This is a genomic window from Dyadobacter sp. HNCC25DJ184 (genome assembly GCF_056895215.1).
Genome location: NZ_JBXHAQ010000009.1, coordinates 32122 through 49818, shown reverse-complemented (window position 1 = coordinate 49818; position 17697 = coordinate 32122). Strand labels below are relative to the sequence as shown.

Here is a 17697-nt window from a genome sequence, read left to right as displayed (position 1 = left end):
TTGCATTTCAGCCGAGGATAAATCGGCCATTTAGGTCTACTGCTCCTCTTTGTTCTGATTTTCGTCCAGCAGATCTTGAAAATGCCGCTCCAAAACGTCCGAGTAATATTGCTGTTGTTCCTCGTCAGTCAGGCCTTTGAGAAATTCCGACAATTCAGTCTCAGACAGCTTATTGCTGATCAGCTTATTGATCAAATTTTCAGCTCTTGAGCGCGACATATTGTTAGGTTCTTAATATGTGTATGATACTCTCGCACTGATTTAAAAGACTATCACCATTTCCCATTTTTTTAAAATACACACACGGTAAAACCGCCTCATCTCCGTTAGTCGCAGGAGCGTATATTTGACTAAATCATAGTTCAAATACGTTTTTAAGATTACTTTTGAAAATAAACCAGTTGAATACGTCCATCCATTGCTGTCAGGTACACTCCAAAAATCAAGAAAAACCAGATTGTTCTTTGCCAGTCTCTGTATGATATGGCATTTCTTGCCGGCTTCCATGAGTACCTATGCTCAGACGGCCGCTGCCCGGGACACATCAGCCAGTTATATTATAGGTGATATATTTATTGAAGGCAATTCAAAAACCCGCACGTCAATCATCACGCGGGAGATGGCGATCAGGCCGGAAAATGTTTTTGACAGTATCTCGCTGGTCAAAGCTCTGGAAATCGATCGTCGGAAAATAGTCAACACGAATCTGTTTGTCACGGTCGAGATGTTGACCCGCCCTAATGTCGATTCGCTGCATACTGATTTGCATGTGGTTGTCAAAGAACGTTGGTACCTGATCGCTCTTCCTGTTTTTCAGCTTGCCGACAGGAATTTCAACGAGTGGTGGTACGATCGGAACCGGGATCTTAGCCGGGTTATTTACGGGGTATATGTAAGTTATGGAAACGTGACGGGAAGGGCGGACAAGTTACGGCTCCTCGCCGAATTCGGCTTTATTCCGAAATTTGAAGTATCCTATTCGCTTCCTTATATCGATAAGGCTCAAAAAATGGGTATCACCGTGGGTACTTCATACGGTATCAACAAAACGATGGCGTTCCGAAGCTGGACCGACAAGCTCGACTATCTTTCAAGTGAAGATATCAACCGGCGACGTTTTTCTGCGTTTGCGGCACTTACCTATCGGGGTAAATATTATTCATACCACACAGCTGACCTGCGGTGGAGTACCGGAAAAATTTCGGATACGATCAGCGTTCTTAACCCGGACTATTTTCTGAAGGGAAGAACTCGTCAACAATACCTGCAGCTCTCCTATTCCTACGCCTTCGATAAAAGGGACAATTTTCAATATCCATTGAGGGGGCAGGCATATGGTGCGCAATTTTCTAAATTGGGCTTGCTGCCTTCCGATGATATCAACCAGGCATACTTTTATGCTTCATACCGCAAGTATTTTGAACTCGGCAAGCGGTGGTTTGCCAATACCGGTCTGCGCGGGCGAGCATCGTTTCCAAAAAAACAACCGTATTTGCAAACCGTCGGGCTGGGTTATCGAAACGACCTTGTTCGTGGATATGAACTATATGTAGTAGACGGGCAGGATTATCTGCTCACCAAAAATGAGATCAAATATCGCCTTTTCTCTTTTCAGAAACATTTTTCATGGATGCCAGTGAAGCAATTCAATACATTGCCGCTGGCTGCGTACCTGAACACTTTTACTGATGCAGGTTATGTTAAAAATGCGTATCCTGAATTGAATAATACCCAACTCGCAAACCAATTTATCTACGGTGCAGGAACGGGAATTGATATTATCACATTTTATAATGTAGTAATGAGGTTCACATACAGCGTAAATTCTAAAAAGGAAGGACGCTTCTTCTTTAACATTTCGCGTGAATTTTAACTCATTTGCTTAAACCTGCATTAAGATAGCTTAATTTTATGGCAGATATTTTTTGGAGTGTTGGAAACCTAAGTCTAATTGTGGATGAAAACTAATTTGATTTATTACAGAGCTTCGTCTCTTTCGTTACTAATTACTGGTATAATCTTTTTAAACAGCTGTCAAACCCAAACAAAAGAGGAAATAGAAACGACCGCGGACAGCGTGGCAATAACAAATCCGAATCAGGAAGAATTGAATAGTGATCAGTCTGCCCTTTTGCAGGAAGTATTAGGAACCTCAGAGGAAGGCGTGATACGTGGAATACCATTTCGCACGCACTTAAGTAAGCTAAAATCGGTAGAGTCGTACGAGATGTTTGAGGAACTCCCTGACCACGTGGGCTTTACTCATGAAACGGATCAACTGGAGACGATAGACGTACTATATATGTTGTCTGCTGAAAAGGAGGTAAAACAGATAAAAGTGGATGTATATCTAAACAGTGAAGCAGCAACCCAACAATTGTGGAACAGTGCGAAAAGCACTTTTACTGAAAAATATGGCTCGCCTGAAGTTAAAGGGAAGATCATTACCTGGAAAAAAGGTGAGCTGATTGTGGATATGGAAGACAAGTCGGAAGGAAAAGATTTTGGTCTGAATTTCCAGTTTAGTCCAACCAATTTAAAAACTTTTAAATAAGTGGTGCTATATGAAATTAAGGTTACTTTTTTTACAAGCTTTATTACTACTAACATTCGTCAACGCCTTCGCTCAGAAGAAAAGCCGCAAGGATGAATTGATTACGATTAAAACCCAATTTGGCACAATGCACGCCATATTGTTTGACGAAACACCAAAACATAAAGCGAATTTTCTCAAACTATCGAAAGACAAATTTTACGATGGTTTGTTATTCCACCGCGTCATAGAAGATTTTATGATTCAGGGAGGAGATCCGGAATCAAGGAACGCTCAACCCGGTACACCATTGGGAAGGGGCGAAAATGGCTACAAAATCCCGGCAGAATTCAGTCCGAAACTATTCCACCAAAAAGGTGCTTTGGCCGCAGCAAGGGATAACAATCCAGCCAAAGAATCAAGCGGCTGCCAGTTTTATATTGTAGAAGGACGCGTATGGGGACAAGCTGACCTGGCCAAACAGGAAGCCCGCGCTGCCAGAAAACTGACAGATGAGCAAAAGAGAATATATGAAACCATCGGCGGTGCTCCTCACCTCGACGGCTCTTATACTGTTTTCGGACAAGTGATCGACAACTTACCAGTAATTGACCAGATCGCTTCCCAACCAAAAGACGAGAGCAATCGCCCGGAAAAAAACATCACAATGGATATTTCCGTAAAGAAGATGAGCAAGAAAAAGATTTCGAGAAAGTACGGATATAGCTATCCTAATTAAGTCCGGAAGCTTCCTTGACAATATTTAATCCGAAATGTTGAGCCGATTTTATTGGGGATTCGTTTCGGATTTTTTGTTAATAATGTTCTTTGAATTTGAGAGACAAATAACTTCTTTACAACATTTCCAGTGTCGGCAGATCATTGTTGTCTGGCAGTGGAACCAATAACATGACAGACTTCCGAAAATGTAATTTCACCTTCGTGTTCTCTACACGGACGTATTCTAATGTCTGGATTTCGTCATCACCACTTAATGTATAAATATTCTCCAAAATATCGTCGTCCCAAAGAACGTCCGAATCGAACACTTTCAATAAAAATTTACGCGACTGTCCTTTTTTTAGATCATATGAGACCGTACTGTCTTCCAGTTTTATAAATCCACTAAAGCCACGAAACGGGTAGTCAAAATCAAATTTCCAAATTTTGTTAATTTCTGGAAGGATATTAATCGTTTTTAATGTGATTATCCATTCATCTCCATGCTCAAAAAACCAATCTTCAAAGGAAATAGGGTGAAAAAAGATAGGATAGTGAGTAACTCGATATAGCGGAGTTACAGTGACTGTAATGGAAAATAAATCATTGTTGCCCGCACCATCCCCTACCCTTAAAACCACGGTTTCGTCGAATGCTTCTCTATCTTCCGGGGCGGCATAAACGTGTTTTAATTCGTAAGAGCCATCGTCCTTACGCCCATTCCAACCTCCGTGTTTAACTCCTTTTGTCGACACATATGAAGTTGCTCCGTCTCCCCAATAGAGTCTAAAATGACTGGCGCCCGGCTCCAGCTTCACAGTCGCGGTCGCAACGACACTGCTTGTTGTAACGGTAAAACGTGAATACAGTTTTTCAAATTCTTTGGCCTTGTCAGCTTTAAGAGAAACCAAAGTATCCAGATTATTACTTGCGGAGGGAGTTATAGTGATCATATTTAATATGGTTTTTTAATGAAAGTACATTTTAAAATATTGAAGATCAAACAATTACACTAATACTGAGTATTCGGTTTCATCAACTCGGACATGAACTCCTACCACTACGAAAGCGTTTTCAACTCAATATCATATCTTGCCGGAAATATCAACTTCTGTTTTAAAAAATGCACATTCAGAAACAACCTTTAAAAACAATCCTCATCACCGGCTCCAACGGCCTTCTCGGTCAAAAGTTAGTGGAGCTATTTCAAGGCCACCCAACATTTCAGACTGTGGCTACATCAGTTGGTAAAAACCGCTTGCCGTTTTCTGAAAGCTACATTTATCGGTCGATGGATATTTCAAATCCGAATGACGTGCAGATTGTAATGAATGAGGTACAGCCTGATATTGTGATTCATACCGCGGCGATGACGAATGTGGATCAGTGTGAAATTCAAAAGGACGATTGCTGGAAATTGAACGTGACTGCCACAGAAACCATCATAAAGGCCTGCGAAGAGCATAATTCTTTTCTACTTCACGTTTCGACCGACTTTATTTTCGACGGAAAATCTGGTCCATATACGGAAACGGACGAACCTAATCCGATCAGTTTTTATGGATGGAGTAAATATGCGGCGGAAAAGGCCATTATTCATTCTGCGGTGAAATGGGCTATTGCGAGAACTGTTCTCGTATATGGAATTGCGCACGACATGAGTCGCAGCAATATCATTTTGTGGGTAAAAAAATCACTGGAGGCGGGTACTTCCATCAAAGTCGTAACAGACCAATTCAGAACGCCAACGCTAGCAGAGGATTTAGCTCTGGGATGTTTGTTAATTGCTGAAAAAGAGGCAACGGGTATTTACAATATCTCTGGAAAAGACTTTTTGACTCCCTATGAAATGGCGATCATGACTGCCGAATATTTTGGTCTGGACAAGTCATTAATCCAACCAACGGATGCTTCTCATTTTACGCAACCAGCAAGAAGACCTCCGCGTACAGGTTTCGACCTGACCAGGCCGCGAGAGATACTTTGTTATGAGCCTCACAGTTTCGAGGAGGGGATAAAGATCTTGGCTACTCAAATTAGTGGAATAGCTTAACCGCAATAGATTAATACGATTTCTCGTAATAATGAGGGGATAAAGATATTGGCTACTCAAATTAGTGGAATAGCTTAACCGCAATAGACGCAATGGTTTTTAGCGATGGGCGCAAAGAGAGCTGAACAGCCCCTTTCCATTGCGTCCCTTGCGGTTATATCATAGGTTAATATAATTTCTCGTAATACTCCCTCGCCATACGATCGGAATCAAATTCAGGGGCGACGTCATCCATACTTTGGAGGACAATTTTCATCCATTTTTCCTGGTCAGAATAATACGTTGGAATTACTGTTTTCTCCAGCTTGTCTAACAGATTTTCGCAATCAACCTTATTGATATCCGGACCTTCTGCCACGGGCAGGAGAAATGAATTCTCTTCATCCCGGGCAAACTCGCATATCCAGCCATCAAACGTCGAAAGATTCAATGACCCGTTCATTGCCGCTGTCATTCCGCTTGTGCCCGAAGCTTCCCGCGTTACCACCGGATTGTTCAGCCATATATCCGAGCCGTCTTTTAATAATTTGGAAAGAGCGAGTTCATATCCCGTCAACACTGCCATATTCGAGAAATGATGGCTAAGGTAAAATAAATGATTAAAGGTATTGATGGCACCTTCATCCTTCGGATATGGTTTCCCGGCCCATATTACTTGCACTGGTTGGTCGGTATTGTTCATGATCTTTTCAAATCTTTCCATATCCCACACCAGCATATCAGGTCTTTTATATGCGGCGAACCTTCTTGCCCAAACGATTGTCAGGATATCAGGATCCATAAGTCGCCCGGTCTGGTCTGCAACGGTTTTGAACAAACGTGCCTTCAGTTCTTTTTTTCTCTTAACAATCCCGTATATATCCTTCGACTTCCGAGCTTCCTCTAAAATCGGATCAACCCAGTAAGTTTTGTTCTGAGCATTGGTGATATGATCAATCGGGGCAATTTTTGGATATGCCTTCCACATATTTCTCGAAACCTCACCATGCAATTTGGATACCCCATTGGCCTTTCTGCTAAGGCTCAAGGCTGCGAGTGAATGATTGAATACATCACTTTTGCTACCGCATATTTTTTTGACCGTATCGATGGAAAGATCTCCGAAGAAGCCCAGGTCTTTAAGAAAATTAATATCGTGTTTTTCGTTGCCAGCCTCTTCCGGTGTGTGGGTCGTAAAGACTACCCTTTTCTTTACTTCCGCCACTTTTTTGTACTTGGCATACAACTGAAAAACCGCTGAAACTGCATGTGCTTCATTGAAATGATATACTTCTGGCTCATATCCGAGTTTTTCCAAAAGTTTGGCGCCTCCAATACCCAATATCATGCACTGCGCTACCTTGAGTGTCACGTCCGAATCATACAAGGTATAGCTGATCGTTCTTGAAGTTTTGTCATTTCCGTCAACATCGGTGGTCAATAGAAAAATCGGAGCAGATTGAAACACATCTGGCGGAAGGTAATATGCTGCAACCCAAACCATCTTTCCCATTACAGGAATCTGAAACCGGATATTGGTATCTTCCAGAAAGTGATATATTTTTTCATGGAACTCCGGTTGCATGCTGTTGTCCGATGCACGTCCCTGGTCGTAATAACCAAACTTCCAAAGCATGCCAATACCTATCAAATTTTGTTTAAGGGCGTAGACACTTCGCATATGAGAGCCAGCAAGAAACCCGAGCCCCCCTGAGTATATTTTGAGCGCCTGATCAATGCCGAATTCCATTGAAAAATAGGCGACTGATTTTTTGTATTTTTTATCCGGTACAAAAGGATGTTTATAAGGAAGCGTAAATGCGACTTTTGACATAACAGAAACAGATTACGTAAATTGAGAATGTGTGAGCAAATGGACAATAGTTGTCACGCCCGGACAATAATAAAACCGTACCAAAATCGCCCGCCGTTGATGATTTACCTCAACTTAATGGCAACAAAAAGAGCCTGAACATACATTCAAGCTCTAAATATGATCACATCAAATGATTATTTACCAAATAATCTGGCCCAGAAACCTTTGGCTTTTGTTTTGGTCTCTTCAAATTTTTCCGTAGCAGCAGCTTTCAGATCTTCAAGTTGCTCTTCCGCTTCAGCTTTTATTTCTGCCGCTTTTACCTGCGCTTCGGCAAGCTTTTTGGAAGCGGTTTCTTTCGCTTCTTCAAGCACATGAGCAGCATCTTCCTTCAGATCTGCTAGCTTTTCAGATGCGTCTGCACTAAGCTCTTTGGCTTTTGCCTGTACTTCTGCAATTTTTTGAGTCGCTATTTCTTTTGCATCATCAATCGCCTCGGCAGCATCTTCTTTGAGATCAGCTAATTTTTCAGCGGCTTCGCTTTTAATATGATCAACACTTTCTGATAACTTCGCCGCTGCTTCTTTGGCTTTTTCTGTAGCGGCCGCCAGTTGTTCAGTTGCGACATCTTTCAAATCGCCTGCTTTTTCGGAAATCGTCGAAGCTATATCCTCTGCTTTTTCCTTTCCGGCCGCTACACCAGCACCCACAGCACCGCTAACTTCGCTCTCTTTTTCGGACAAGCCGGTTTTAATTTCACTTATTGTTGACGCTGCCTTATCTTTCAAATCTTCTGCATTAGAAGAAACATCGGCAGCAACCTCTGCTGTTTTTTCTTTAACTTCTTCCGTTTTAGCTGCGGCAACTTCCTTCACTTCCTCTACCACCGCGGCGGCTTTCTCGTCTGCAACCGCTATTTTTTCGGCAACGACTTCTTGCGCTGTTTCCTTCAACTCTTCTGCTTTTTCAGCCACTACCTCCTTCGCCGCTTCTTTTACATCGTCTGCCTTTGAGGCAATTTCTTTGGAAGCATCCACTGCAACATCCTTCAGCTCTTCTGCTTTTTTGTCAAGCGATTCTTCAGCGCCTTCGCTGCCTTTCGGGGTATTGTTATCCTCCATGTTCAGAATTGATATAGCCTGGTTAATTTACGTTTTCGAAATCTACAAAGGAGTTCGGACGCTTCCAAACATTCAATGTTAATCTTATTATGATAACCGTCTAATGATCAATTTTTTAACAAGTTCGTAAAACGGTTCCGGCTTCAGAGTGCGCCAGTTTTCGATCTCTAACGTCCCTCCAAAATTGATATAATAATCGAGCTTGAAACGCATCCATTGCTGCTGTACATGTTCCCTGAAATTCACTGCGGCAATCCACCCGTCTTCTATGTCATCAAACCATTCGGCATAGTAGTCGTCATCAGGTGCCCCGTGAAAATCCAGCACGTTTTCGCCCATCAATATAAACTGATTGATACCCTCTTCAACCAAAGGATCCACGACCTGCCGTTTCAGAAACATGATATCGTTGTGAAGCGTATCGTTCCACTCTCCGAATATTTCGATAATGGCATATTTTTTCACGTAGTCGGTGAAAAGGATCTTTACATATAGCGTTTCCGATCCGATATGGTCCCAAAGCGGATGGATGTAATACCCATAAATCGCATTTTCGTAGTAATCCAGATTGTAGGTTCGTCCATAAAATGGCGACCTCTTGTCGCGGCTGGCTACGTAATGTTTTTCCCAATTATAAAATGGCTCAAGTTCCTGCATTCCTTATTTGTCAATATCCGGTTTCATAAATATACAAAGAGCTCAGGCGAGATAAATCACCTGAGCTCCTAAAATTATGCCAATAAATTGATGCTACTCTTACAATTCTCTGATCCAGATATTGCGGAAGCTAGTGGTATTGTTGTGATCCTGTAATTTGATCGGTCCGCGACCGTGAGGTTTTATTTCAGGTTGACCAATATATGGGGTAGTTCCCTGGATCGCAGTATGATTTTGAACCAACACGCCATTGTGAATTACAGTGATATATGGTGGTATTGTCATCTGGCCATCTTTGTTAAAATGTGGTGCCGTATATACAACATCATAAGTCTGCCATTCGCCCGGACCATTGCTTGCGTTCACCAGCGGCATAGTTTGCTTATAAATTGACCCAGCCTGTCCGTTTGAATAAGTTACGTTGTTATAGCTATCCAAAACCTGGAGTTCGTATACGCCTTGCATGAAGATACCGCTGTTGCCACGTCCCTGGCCAGATCCATCTACTTTCGCCGGAGTGCGCCATTCGATATGCAACTGGTAATCTCCAAAGCTTTGCTTAGTCTGGATATCGCCTGATTTTGGCGCAACAGTGATTGCACCGTCACCTACAGTCCACGGAGCTGCAGAACTTCCGTCTTTTCCAGAAACCCAGCTGTCCAGATTTTTCCCGTCAAATAAAACGATAGCATCCGAAGGCGCAGTGAAGCCTGAAACCGCAGACGATGGCTTACCAGCCGTTACAATTCTCGGAACAGGCGACCATAGTTCACTTGATTCGGGAGTCTGTTTGGTAGGTTGTAATTGTGCATGTGCGGAAGCGGCAAAAAGCAAACCAGCCGCTAAAAGAGAAATTCCTTTCATTTCTTTAATTGTTTGTTTTAAGATCACATGAAATTCGGTGAAGAAACCGTTGTTTCAACCAATACCCCAATTTCATAAAATAGATTAATGTTTGTGTTGATAAGGCAACTATTGAATCGTTATACTTACTGAAAACTCAAGTATTCACACCCACAGCCCCCATCTGGAACACGTCAAAATTCTGCTTCCAAAAATGCAAAAAAATTTAGAAAATGATATAAAGATTGAAAATATACCGTGTAATCGGAAAAGCTAAATCGGTTTATTCAAAATTTGGTGATATTTTCACTGAATTATTCCGCGACGCATATCACTATTCACATATGAAAGCCTTTTACAGTATACTAACTACTGCATTTCTAACTGTTTCTACCCTATCCCTCGCCCAGCAGGCCGTCGATCTCGTTCCATTCGTGAACCCAATGATCGGTACTGCCAAAATGGGCCACACCTATCCCGGAGCCACGGTTCCTTTTGGAATGGTGCAGCTCAGCCCGGATACAGACACGTTGCCATATGGTGTGAATGGAAAATATAATGCGGATGTCTACCGCTTCTGTGCGGGGTATCAATATAGCAGTAAGACCATCGTCGGTTTTAGCCACACGCATTTCAGCGGAACAGGACATTCCGATTTAGGCGATTTTCTGATCATGCCAACAACTGGCAAATTGCAACTCAATCCCGGAACGGAAGATAAACCGGAAGGCGGATATCGTTCTGCGTTTTCACACCAGAACGAACTGGCAGAGCCTGCATATTATAAGGTAAAGCTGGACGACCATAATATAACCGCCGAATTAACGGCCTCGACGCGCGTAGGTATGCACCAATATACCTTCCCAAAATCGGATGATGCCCATATCATATTAGACTTAACATCAGGACTTTATAACTACGATAATAAAAACGTGTGGACATTTGTCCGTGTTGAAAACGATACGCTTATTACCGGGTTCCGACAGACAAACGGCTGGGCACGAACGAGAATCGTCTATTTTGCTATGACATTTAGCAAGCCGATTGCCAATTATGGTACTAAAATCGACGACAACAACGTATATAAAGGCTTCTGGAAAAAATTTGATCAGGAACATAATTTCCCCGAAGTAGCTGCCCGCAACCTGAAAATGTATTTTGATTTCAAAACCAATGACGGGGAAAAAATCAAAATCAAATTCGCGCTTTCACCCGTAAGTACCCAGGGCGCGATTGCCAATATGAAAGCCGAGATTCCACATTGGGATTTTGATAAAGTAAAATCGGAAGGTCAAAAGCTCTGGAATCAGGAACTGAACAAGGTGGTTGTCAAGACTTTAAAAGAAGAAGATAAAGTCAATTTCTACACGGCTATGTACCACGCGTTTCTGGGGCCGACTATCTATATGGACGCGGATGGTGCATATAAGGGAATTGATATGAACGAACATAAAGCAGAGAATTTCACGAATTATACGAGCTTCTCTCTTTGGGATACTTACCGCACTTTGCACCCATTGTTTAATGTGCTCCAGCCGAAAAGAAACGGCGATATGATCAAATCGATGCTCGCACATTACGATCAGAGTGTTCATAAAATGCTGCCGGTCTGGTCACATTATGCCAATGAAAACTGGTGTATGATCGGATATCATTCCGTACCTGTTATTGCTGACGCGGTGATGAAAGGAAATGCTGATTTTGATGTAAATAAAGCACTCGACGCCTGCGTCACCACAGCCAGAAACAAGTATTACGACGGCTTGAATTACTATATGGCCAACGGATATGTTCCGGATGACAAAAACACTTCCGCAGTCTCTAAAACCCTTGAATATGCTTACGACGACTGGTGTATTGCCCAAATGGCTAAAAAATTAAACCGGAACGATATTTATAAGGAATTCAGCAAACGTGCACTGAACTACAAAAATGTATATGATGCGAAGATCGGCTTTATGCGTCCGAAGCTGAGCGACGGTACCTGGAGAGCTGAATTTGATCCTTTGGAAACACACGGACAAGGATTTATAGAAGGAAACTCGTGGAACTATAGTTTATATATCCCTCACGATCCGGCTGCGATGATTGATATGATGGGTGGGAAAAAGAAGTTCACGACCCATCTCGATTCTCTTTTTTCAATGGAATTGCCGGATAAATATTTCGAAAACACAGAAGATATTTCCCGTGACGGAATCATTGGCAATTATGTGCACGGAAATGAACCTTCCCACCACGTAGCCTACTTGTACAATTGGCTCGACCAACCCTGGAAAACGCAGGAAAAGATCAGAATGATATTGACGGCGATGTACAAACCGACTGTTGACGGATTGGGCGGAAATGATGATTTCGGGCAAATGAGCGCCTGGTATTTATTCAGTTCGCTGGGCTTTTATCCGGTTGCGCCAGGTTCGCCACTTTACTATTTTGGAAGCCCCTCAGTTTCCGGTGCTACCATTAATACCGGCAATGGGAAAACCTTTGTCGTTGATGTAAAAGGTCAGGGCGAGAAAAACGTATACGTACAGAAAATTGAGTTAAATGGGGTAGAACTTAAACGGAGTTATCTTACGCATGCTGAAATTATGGACGGTGGTACACTTACATTCACCATGAGCGACAAGCCTAATAAGAAAAGAATCGGGTCGGTTAATTAATCGCAACACAAAACTTTACTCATCCAGAAGCGGTGGAAAGGAAGTGTTTTTGTTGTCCTGTCAAAAACATATCCTCAAAAACGAACAATGCAACGAATCGAAGCTAACCGCTAAAACCAATAGCTAACAGCTAAATATGACAAAAAAACTATCAATTCGTGATATCGGGCGGGAACTCGGGATTTCTATTACCACGGTTTCCTTCATCCTGAACGGCAAGGCAAAAGAAAAACGGATCAGCGATGCGCTGACTCAAAAGGTACTTGATTTCGTGGAAAAGGTCAATTTCAGACCAAACGCCATGGCTCAGGGCTTGCGAACAGGCAAATCAAAAATTATATGCCTGATGGTGGAAGATATCTCGAACAACTTTTTGTTTTCACAAGTTGCCCGGCTCATCGAAGAAGAGGCGCATGCGAAAGGATATCGTATTATCTATTGCAGTACCGAAAACCGTACTCAGAAAACGCGTGAGCTTATTGGAATTTTCCGGGACCGTTTGATTGACGGCTATATTATTACACCACCTGAAGGAGTCGAGGATGATATTCAATCCTTGTTAAACGACAATATCCCGGTTGTACTGGCAGACAGAAGTCTTCCAGGACTGGATTGTAATTATGTGATCATTGACAACCATTCCAGCGCATATGAGGCTACAAAGCATATGATATCGCAGGGTTTCCAGAACATCGCTTGCATTACCACGGATAGCGCTCAACAACAAATGGCAGATAGACTGAAAGGTTACGAACAAGCCATATCTGAAAAGAACCTTACTCCGTTTGTCAAAAAGCTGGATTATTATGCTACCTCTGATGAAAACACCACGCAGATTTCAGATTTCCTGACTCAGAATAAAGAGATCGACGCTGTCTTTTTTACGACCAATTACATATGCGTTTGGGGATTACAGTCACTCAAAAATCTGAACCTTAAAATACCGAACGACATCGGTGTGATATCATTTGATGACCAGGATCTTTTCAAGTTATACAATCCTTCGATATCGGCAGTTGCCCAACCGATCGCAGAAATATCAAATAATATTATCACGATCATGCTTAACGCGCTTGAAAATGGACAGATTCCGCTTTCTCCCGCGAAAGTAGTTTTGCCTTCTCAGCTGATTATCAGAGAGTCTTCTCAAAAATCCGAAGCAGCTGGCAGCCGATAACCTACATCCTTTTCTATATGCTCCAATTAAAAACGAAACAATTTCTAACGACAGTCCAGAGTCGAATTGCGCCTATTTTTCTCTATTCTGGCTCTATTTTGACAACATTTAGACTTAATACCCTTAACTTTCGAATCTGTTTATAATAATTTCTAATCCCATATGTATAGTACAAAAAGAAAAACCCTTTACGCGCTATTGCTTGGTTTGGCTTCTTGTTTTTCGGTCGGTTCCATGGCCCAAACAATACCACTAGACAATCTTAACGCTTTCAAATCCCCGCCTCCTGCCAACTGGAAAATTGTAGGAAACGCATCGGCCGACATTTCAAAAGAAAATGCGCTTACCACCACACCGGGTACTGGTGTTTTGGCTTGTATTCATGAAAAAGGAAAATATGGCGCTCAGTATGAGCTGATATCAAACTTCACGCATGGCGATCTGGATATCGAACTGGACTTTATGATGTCCAAAGGATCCAATTCAGGTATCTACCTGCAAGGAAATTATGAAGTTCAATTGTTCGATAGCTGGGGTAAAAAATCCGCCAAGTATAACGACTGCGGTGGAATTTACGAACGCTGGAACGACTCCAAGCCAGAAGGCGAAAAAGGATATGAAGGATATGCTCCACGTTACAACGTAGCAAAAGCTCCGGGTTTGTGGCAGAATATCAAAATCTCATATCAGGCTCCAAAATTCGATGCTAGCGGTAAAAAAATAGCGAACGCTGTTTTCTTGAAAGTAATTTTGAATGGAGTTACAATTCATGAAAATGTGGAAGTAAGTGGTCCTACACGTGGTTCACTTACTGCGGAAGACGTGGCAATGGGCCCGATTCGTCTACAAGGCGATCATGGTTCTCTTGCAATCCGCAATATCGTGATCAATAATTTTGACAAAAAGCCCGGTACACTTTCTGGCCTCACCTACAAAACTTATTACGGTGCTCTTACCGAAACTGAAGATCTTTCAAAATTGAAACCTGCTCAGACCGGAAGCGCACCTCAGCTTACCTGGGAAGTATTGAAAGAAAACAACAACTTCTCATTGGTTTACAATGGAAAATACAACGCGCCAACGGCTGGAAACTACCATTTCAGATTGCAGGCAGCGGGTAATTCCTATATGAAAATCGACGGAAAAGAAGTACTTGATGCTGAATGGAAAAATGGAAATGAATACCGTGAAGCTGATATAAATCTTACTGCTGGGGATCACTCAGTTGAAATATTCAATAACAAAAGAGACGGATGGTTAAGACCTGCGTTAGGTCTTTGGGTAAATGGTCCCGGTTTCAGGGAAGTTTCATATGGCTCGAAAAGCTCGGCATTGGCCGGCGGTTCAACCGATCCGATTTTGATCGAAGCTAACACAAATAATGTTACGCGCAGCTTTATGGATATCAGAACAGAGGACAATAAGAGAAAACGTATCGTTCATTCAGTTTCTGTTGGTAGCCCGACAAACCTTCACTACACATACGATCTTGACAAAGGTGCTGTGTTCCAGGTTTGGAGAGGCGAGTTCCTTGACGCAACGCCAATGTGGCATGATCGTGGCGATGGTTCGTCAAGACCTCGCGGAAGCGTTTCATTGTTAGGAGACAATATGGTTCTAGGAACAGCAAAAGGTCAGGTTAAATGGGTATCCGATACTACAGGAAGCGGCTACCGCCCGAAAGGATATATCCTGGACGACTCAGATGTACCGACTTTCCAATACCTGGCTTTTGGTTCATTGGTATCAGATAACCTGTCAGTTGTAAACAACCAGTATTTCGAAAGAACGATAAAAGTTGCCAACGCTGTGAAAGACCTGGCGGCAAGGGTTGCAGAAGGAAAATCGATTGAGAAAATTTCTGATGGACTTTATGCTATCGACGACAAATCGTACTATATCCAACTGACTGATAAAAACTTGAAGCCGGATATCAGAACTATAGATGGAAAGCAGGAACTGATCGTTCCAGTGAAAAACGGAGAAGTAAAATACTCCATTCTATTCTGATAAACCCTTTTTAACATTTTTCGACAATGAAAAGAATTGCTCTAATAGCCTTAATTATTTTGGCGTCATTCCCGGCACTAAGAGCCCAGGAATCACCAAAAGAAGAAGATTTCTATAAAATCATAACTCCGCCGATCCCGGAAGGTATTATCCTTGAAGTGGGTGGATTGATCACATTGCCTAACGGTTCACTGGCTCTTTCCACACGTCGCGGAGAAGTTTGGATCGTGGATAACCCAACTAGCCGTGCACCTTATTTCCGCAAGTTTGCCTCAGGCCTTCATGAAATATTGGGATTGGCATATAAAGACGGAGCGCTTTACTGCGCACAACGTGGCGAGTTGACGAAATTGGTTGACAAAAATGGCGATGGAAAAGCAGATGTTTATGAAACAGTATATGCATGGCAGGTTTCAGGTCACTATCATGAATATTCATTTGGACCAAAACTGGCTCCGGATGGCAGCTTTTTCGTGAGTGGTAACGTAGCGTTCGGTGATGAAGAATGGTGGAGAGGTGAAAGCCGTGTACCTGGCCGTGGATGGATTTTCCATATCACAAATGATGGCAAATTCGAACCTTGGGCAACAGGTGTTCGCTCCCCAGCTGGTATCAGTATGTTGAATGGTGAACTTTGGTATACTGACAACCAGGGTGACTGGATGGGAACTGGTGGTATTTTCCAGGTTAAAAAAGGCGACTTTATGGGTCACCCGGCTGGTCTCCGCTGGTCTAGCTTGCCAAACTCTCCAGTAAAATTGACCGAAAAACAGTTCTTTGCAGAACGTGATAACCGTCAGAACAGAGATGCAAATAACAGGGCGATCAAGCCTGAAAATGTTGTAAACGAAACGCCTCAGTACCTATATCAATTGAAAGAAAAATATGATATGGTAAGACTTCCGGCTGTATGGCTGCCATATGGTGTGCACGGAGTATCTACTTCAGAGCTAATTCTTGACGATACAAAAGGTGGTTTCGGACCATTTACAGGCCAGGTTTTCGTAGGTGACCAAGGTCAAAGTAATATCATGCGTATTGTACTTGAAAAAGTAAAAGGTGAATATCAGGGTGCTTCGATCGGTTTCCGCAGTGGTTTCCAGTCGGGTGTTTTGAGAATGGCATTTGATAAAGACGGTTCGATGTTCGTGGGTGAAACCAACAGAGGCTGGGGATCGGCAGGCGACGCAAATCAGGGCTTACAACGCTTGGTTTGGAATGGCAAAATGCCTTTCGAAATGTATACTGTTAAAGCCAAACCTGACGGTTTCGAAATCGAATTCACAATGCCGGTTGATAAAAAATCAGCGGAAGATCTGGACTCATACAAAGTGAACAGCTATATCTACAAACATCACCCGGTATATGGCAGCCCTCAGACTAACATCGAGGATCTGAATGTAAAGGGTGTGAAGGTATCAGAAGATGGCAAAACTGTGAGAATCGTAGTTGACGGGCTTCGTCAATATTATGTTCACAAAATATCTCTGGAAGGCATAAGAGCTGCTGATAACTCATGGTCACTTGTTCACCCGGATGCATATTATACTTTGAACAATATCCCTGACGGAGAAAAGTTGAAAGTTACAGAACTTAAAACTACAAGATCAGGAAAAGCAAGCGCAGCTGCAGCAGCACCTGAGAAAGACCATGTTTCACCAGACGGAAAAGGAAAAACACCGGGTGCGAAAGCAACTGTTGCAAAAGCTCCAACCTGGGAAGAGATCAAGCCGATACTTCAGAAAAACACGTGTTTGGCCTGCCATGCAGCTGACAAAAAAGTAGTAGGCCCATCTTATCTTGATGTGGCTAAACGCAAATATTCGAATGAGAAAATTGTTGATTTAATCTACAATCCCAAGCCTGAAAACTGGCCGGACTTCGCGACCCCAATGGCGCCGATGCCACAGGTTTCAAAAGGAGATGCAGCGAAAATTGCTTCGTGGATTAACTCACTGGCTAAATAAGCCCACTTTTTTCTTTTTGGAAATTCCTGAATCGACCGCTTAATAAAAAGCGGTCGATTTTTTTTGATAAGTTCCTCAACATCAGCCCTCCTCAGGCGCGATTATTGACTGCATGAATCATTTATTACTTAACTTTCGTTATTGAAGCAACATTTACG

Annotated in this window: 14 protein-coding genes; 8 read left to right on the top strand and 6 right to left on the bottom strand. The window is 42.5% G+C overall.

Translation table 11 applies throughout. The features are described 5' to 3' along the window. Nucleotides 1-36: 36 nt before the first annotated feature. Nucleotides 37-219, bottom strand: a complete 183-nt coding sequence (locus AC1XUD_RS14950; RefSeq protein ID WP_483361827.1) for a hypothetical protein — start codon at nucleotides 217-219, stop codon at nucleotides 37-39. 259 nt (nucleotides 220-478) lie between these two features. On the opposite strand from AC1XUD_RS14950, the gene AC1XUD_RS14945 reads away from it, so the two are divergent. The 3 genes from AC1XUD_RS14945 to AC1XUD_RS14935 all read left to right on the top strand — a co-directional run bounded on the left by AC1XUD_RS14945 (nucleotide 479) and on the right by AC1XUD_RS14935 (nucleotide 3272). After that, on the top strand, nucleotides 479-1873 hold the full coding sequence (locus AC1XUD_RS14945; RefSeq protein WP_483361826.1) for a BamA/TamA family outer membrane protein: 1395 nt from the start codon (nucleotides 479-481) through the stop codon (nucleotides 1871-1873). An 84-nt stretch (nucleotides 1874-1957) separates the two neighbouring features. Then, nucleotides 1958-2554: a hypothetical protein gene (locus AC1XUD_RS14940; RefSeq protein WP_483361825.1), complete on the top strand. Its 597-nt coding sequence runs from the start codon at nucleotides 1958-1960 to the stop codon at nucleotides 2552-2554. Between the two features lie 10 nt (nucleotides 2555-2564). Next, nucleotides 2565-3272, top strand: a complete 708-nt coding sequence (locus tag AC1XUD_RS14935; RefSeq protein WP_483361824.1) for a peptidylprolyl isomerase — start codon at nucleotides 2565-2567, stop codon at nucleotides 3270-3272. A 115-nt stretch (nucleotides 3273-3387) separates the two neighbouring features. Here the strand turns inward: AC1XUD_RS14935 and AC1XUD_RS14930 are convergent, their stop codons facing one another. Then, nucleotides 3388-4206, bottom strand: a complete 819-nt coding sequence (locus tag AC1XUD_RS14930) for a hypothetical protein (protein ID WP_483361823.1) — start codon at nucleotides 4204-4206, stop codon at nucleotides 3388-3390. Between the two features lie 170 nt (nucleotides 4207-4376). On the opposite strand from AC1XUD_RS14930, the gene AC1XUD_RS14925 reads away from it, so the two are divergent. Continuing rightward, a complete protein-coding gene (locus tag AC1XUD_RS14925) occupies nucleotides 4377-5306 on the top strand; it encodes an SDR family oxidoreductase (RefSeq protein ID WP_483361822.1) in 930 nt (309 codons plus the stop codon). A gap of 166 nt (nucleotides 5307-5472) precedes the next feature. Here the strand turns inward: AC1XUD_RS14925 and glgP are convergent, their stop codons facing one another. The 4 genes from glgP to AC1XUD_RS14905 all read right to left on the bottom strand — a co-directional run bounded on the left by glgP (nucleotide 5473) and on the right by AC1XUD_RS14905 (nucleotide 9743). Continuing rightward, nucleotides 5473-7119 carry an alpha-glucan family phosphorylase gene (gene glgP, locus AC1XUD_RS14920; RefSeq protein ID WP_483361821.1) on the bottom strand — a complete coding sequence of 549 codons (1647 nt, stop codon included), beginning with the start codon at nucleotides 7117-7119 and terminating at the stop codon, nucleotides 5473-5475. Between the two features lie 176 nt (nucleotides 7120-7295). Further along, nucleotides 7296-8222: a hypothetical protein gene (locus AC1XUD_RS14915; RefSeq protein ID WP_483361820.1), complete on the bottom strand. Its 927-nt coding sequence runs from the start codon at nucleotides 8220-8222 to the stop codon at nucleotides 7296-7298. An 87-nt stretch (nucleotides 8223-8309) separates the two neighbouring features. Beyond that, entirely contained in the window at nucleotides 8310-8879 is a 570-nt protein-coding gene (locus AC1XUD_RS14910) for a hypothetical protein (protein ID WP_483361819.1), read from the bottom strand. A gap of 99 nt (nucleotides 8880-8978) precedes the next feature. Continuing rightward, nucleotides 8979-9743, bottom strand: a complete 765-nt coding sequence (locus AC1XUD_RS14905) for a 3-keto-disaccharide hydrolase (RefSeq protein WP_483361818.1) — start codon at nucleotides 9741-9743, stop codon at nucleotides 8979-8981. Nucleotides 9744-10066: 323 nt separating this feature from the next. Here AC1XUD_RS14905 and AC1XUD_RS14900 point away from each other — a divergent pair, with 323 nt between their 5' ends. The 4 genes from AC1XUD_RS14900 to AC1XUD_RS14885 all read left to right on the top strand — a co-directional run bounded on the left by AC1XUD_RS14900 (nucleotide 10067) and on the right by AC1XUD_RS14885 (nucleotide 17539). Next, nucleotides 10067-12385, top strand: coding sequence for a GH92 family glycosyl hydrolase (locus AC1XUD_RS14900; RefSeq protein WP_483361975.1), 2319 nt, complete (start codon nucleotides 10067-10069; stop codon nucleotides 12383-12385). A gap of 136 nt (nucleotides 12386-12521) precedes the next feature. Further along, complete coding sequence (locus tag AC1XUD_RS14895; protein WP_483361817.1) at nucleotides 12522-13562, top strand: LacI family DNA-binding transcriptional regulator; 1041 nt, start codon at nucleotides 12522-12524, stop codon at nucleotides 13560-13562. A gap of 234 nt (nucleotides 13563-13796) precedes the next feature. Beyond that, the gene (locus AC1XUD_RS14890; RefSeq protein WP_483361816.1) at nucleotides 13797-15572 is read left to right on the top strand and encodes a 3-keto-alpha-glucoside-1,2-lyase-like domain-containing protein; all 1776 of its coding nucleotides are present in this window, start codon (nucleotides 13797-13799) and stop codon (nucleotides 15570-15572) included. Between the two features lie 26 nt (nucleotides 15573-15598). Further along, the gene (locus AC1XUD_RS14885; protein WP_483361815.1) at nucleotides 15599-17539 is read left to right on the top strand and encodes a c-type cytochrome; all 1941 of its coding nucleotides are present in this window, start codon (nucleotides 15599-15601) and stop codon (nucleotides 17537-17539) included. Nucleotides 17540-17697 lie beyond the last annotated feature (158 nt).